General features: G+C 67.7%; 1 protein-coding gene and 1 pseudogene. Both read left to right on the top strand.

The features are described from left to right. Positions 1-107 precede the first annotated feature (107 nt). Positions 108-976 (top strand): annotated as a pseudogene (locus C0456_RS19995) (site-specific integrase). Between the two features lie 9 nt (positions 977-985). Then, positions 986-2167 (top strand): IS91 family transposase, encoded by a 1182-nt coding sequence (locus C0456_RS19985; protein ID WP_291056287.1) that lies wholly within the window; start codon positions 986-988, stop codon positions 2165-2167. The last annotated feature ends 379 nt before the right edge of the window (positions 2168-2546 follow it).

Raw genomic sequence — 2546 nt, 5'->3', positions numbered from 1 at the left:
GGGATTGAACGAACCCGCTGACGCGGGAGAGCTGCGGGGTTTGTGACGGGAAGCTCCTGCTGGGAGGTTTTGGGTGTTGACGCCACCCAGCCCAGCAGGAGCTCCCGATGCCCGAAGTCAAGCCGATGAGCGCCCTTCGTCGCCGCATGATCGACGACATGACGCTGCGCAACCTGTCGCCGGCCACCCAGCGATCGTATCTGCACGCGGTGACGAAGTTCAGTCGTTATTTCGGCTGCCCGCCGGACCGGCTCGGGCTGGAGGATGTCCGCTCGTTCCAGGTGTATCTGGTCTCGCAGGGGATATCCTGGCCGGCGCTGAACCAGATCGTGTGCGCGTTGCGGTTCTTCTACGGCGTGACGCTGGACCATGCCGAGATCCCCGAGCGGATCGTTTATGCGCGCACGCCGCGCAAGCTGCCATCGATCCTGAGCGCCGATGAGGTCGTGCGTTTTCTGGAAGCCGTGCCGTCGCTGAAGACGCGGGTGGCGCTGACCACGGCCTATGCCGCGGGCTTGCGCGCCTCGGAGGCGGTGAGCCTGCAGGTGGCCGATATCGACAGCAGCCGGATGGTGCTGCAGGTCCGGCATGGCAAGGGCGCCAAGGACCGCACCGTCATGCTGTCGGCGGCGCTGTTGGTCATCCTGCGCAGCTACTGGCGATTGGCACGCCCGGCGCCATGGCTGTTCCCGGGCCGCAGCCCGGACAAGCCGATCGATGTCCAGGTCCTGACGCCGCCTGCCGCTCGGCGGCGAAGGCGGCAGGGCTGACCAAGCGGGTCAGCGTCCACACGCTTCGTCACAGCTTCGCCACCCATCTTCTGGAGAGCGGAACCGATATCCGGATCATCCAGGTGCTGCTGGGCCACAGCAATCTGTCGACGACGGCGCGTTATACCCATGTGGCGACCGCGACGATCGCCAGAACGCAAAGCCCGCTGGACCGCCTCGACCTGACTGTGACGCCGCCCGCTTGAGCGGCGCCTATGCGCCCCGATCTGGAAGTGGCAGATATCTTTCGCCGCCACGGCCCTGCCTATCGCCGCGATCGGCAGGGCTCGCTCGGCCGCGTCGAGACGCGGGTCATGCGCGCCATCGAACTGTGCCGCACGGCTGAGCTGGGGGGCCATCTCGAAGCCTGCGGCGATTGCAGCCATACCCGCATCGCCTACAACAGCTGCCGCAACCGGCATTGCCCGAAGTGCCAGGGACCGGCCCGCGAGGTCTGGCTCGACGAACGGCAGAAGGACCTCCTGCCCACGCCCTACTTCCACGTCGTGTTCACCGTGCCGGCCGCGATCGGGGCGGTCGCCTTCCAGAACAAGGCTATCGTCTATGCCATCCTGTTCGAAGCCGCGCTCTGGACCTTGAAGACCATCGCCGCCGATCGGCGGCATCTGGGCGGCGAGATCGGTGGCATGGCCATCCTGCACAGCTGGGGGCAGGCGCTCACGCATCACCCCCATCTCCATTGCCTCGTCCCCGGCGGCGCATTGGCGCAAGACGGCAACTGGATCGCCTGCCGGTCCAACTTCTTCCTGCCCATCCATGTCCTCTCGCGCCTGTTCCGCCGCCGGTTCACCGAGCGGCTCGTCCAGGCGCATGATGCGGGCGAGCTCTCTTTCTTCGGGGAGCTCGCCGCGCTGGACAGGCCCGAGGCCTTCGCCAGCATGGTGACCGAGCAACGGCGGATCAACTGGATCGTCTACGCCAAGCCGCCCTTCGGCTCGCCGCAGCACGTCCTCGCCTATCTCGGCCGCTACACCCACCGCGTTGCGATCGCCAACAGCCGCCTCGTCAGCCTCGAGGATGACGCCGTCGCCTTCCGCTGGCGCGATTATCGCCATGGCAACGCGGTGCGGGTGATGACGCTCCATCCAGCCGAGTTCATCCGCCGCTTTCTGCTGCACGCTCTGCCCGACGGCTTCCACCGCATCCGCCACTTCGGCTTCCTCGCCAACGGCCACAGGCGCTCCAGGCTGGCCCTCATCCGCCAGGCCATTGCCGCGACCATCAGCAGGCGCACGAACGACCATGACGCCGGGATCCGGGAGGCCGCCTGTCCATGGCGCCTGGCATTCGATCCCACGCTTTGTCCTTGCTGCGGCGGCACCATGCGCGTCATCGCGACCTTCCCGCGCTGCCGGCCTGGCCCGGATACCTCATGAGCAGAGGCCAGCGGCATCCCGGTCATGATCCTGTCGCCCTGCGCGCCGGTGTCGCGCGGGAGGCAAGGCCCTGCGCCCTGCGCCGTCCCGCAACCAGCAGGCCCATCATCGTCGCGGCGATCGCGCCCGTGCCCCCATGGCTCCAGGCCGCGCGCGCCGCGCTGCCGGCCAGCAGCGTCCGTCAGCCCGTTCCCATCAGGACTGCGATCGGCCCTGTCGGCGGCCCCTTGAGCAGCCGCCCGAACGCACAAAACCCATAGGCTCCCGTGCCGGCGGCTTCGTTCAATCCGGCTTCAATGAGGTCGCGCACCGCGCCTCGCACCTCAATCACAGCCGCGCGACCTCACAGAACCCTCCAGATTCCCAGATTGGCCAGGGC

Origin of the sequence: Hyphomonas sp. (assembly GCF_013823385.1) — a bacterium.
Classification (GTDB): Bacteria; Pseudomonadota; Alphaproteobacteria; order Caulobacterales; family Hyphomonadaceae; genus Hyphomonas.
The sequence above is the reverse complement of the archived record's forward strand: the minus strand, read 5'-3'. Positions and strand labels throughout refer to the sequence as shown.